This window comes from Gilliamella sp. wkB18, from assembly GCF_001690875.1.
Taxonomy (GTDB): Bacteria; Pseudomonadota; Gammaproteobacteria; order Enterobacterales; family Orbaceae; genus Gilliamella; species Gilliamella apicola_A.
Genome location: NZ_LZHM01000046.1, coordinates 1 through 891 on the forward strand (window position 1 = coordinate 1; position 891 = coordinate 891).

Annotated in this window: 2 protein-coding genes; both read right to left on the reverse strand. The window is 37.0% G+C overall.

Annotation, left to right across the window (positions count from 1 at the left end; translation table 11 throughout):
* On the reverse strand, positions 1-501 hold a 501-nt coding region (locus tag A9G48_RS05035), incomplete at its 3' end, for a hypothetical protein (protein WP_141672960.1).
* Between the two features lie 45 nt (positions 502-546).
* On the reverse strand, positions 547-891 hold a 345-nt coding region (locus tag A9G48_RS11555; protein WP_176701993.1), incomplete at its 5' end, for a hypothetical protein.

Genomic DNA, 891 nt, shown 5'->3' on the forward strand with positions numbered 1-891 from the left:
ATCAGGAATATTTTCAACATGATAGGTAATGTACACATCGCGCACGGTGCCGCCCCCCACGCCATTAATGGTGTCTTTAGTGCGTTTAATTTTATCGACAACCACTCGACCAAAACAAAAATTAGTATTACCAAATGTCCATTTTACATATTTGCGCCCTAAATCGGTCAGGTTATAACGGTATATCGGTTTACCGTCGACTTCGCCTAGGTATTCCTCGGTAAAAAAGCCTCGCTTGCTAAATAAATGTAAATTCTCATTTTTTAAGCGGTTATGAAATTCTTTCATAGTTTGAGTTGAGAAAGGTAATTCTTCCCCTTTTAGATGTATAGTGGTATACGGGTACATGGACTTAGTTACTCTGCCTGCCATCATACAAATCGCTTTATCGCCAGTTTCATTGTTCCAGTCATAAATTTCTTGAATATCCTTTTTATACGGGTAGTTGTCGCAAGCGGTCAACAAGATACCGCATATTGAGAGTGTTAGAATTTTTTTCATTTTTTATACTTCGCTTAGTCTTTTATATAGCTGTTACCCAACACACTATTTTAACTCTTTATTAAAATCTGATGCCCATTTATAAACGCCACTTACCCCATTTAATGTTTCTAATTTATTCTTTCCAAATACTTTATAGCTATGCATTCCTTGTACTGGCTCACCATTAACCAGCTCTTTAAAATAACCAAAACGTTTATAGATTTCAGGGTCTTTCACCCAATCAGGAATATTTTCAACATGATAGGTAATGTACACATCGCGCACGGTGCCGCCCCCTACGCCATTAATGGTGTCTTTAGTGCGTTTAATTTTATCGACAACCACTCGACCAAAACAAAAATTAGTATTACCAAATGTCCATTTTACATATTTGCGCCCTAAATCGGT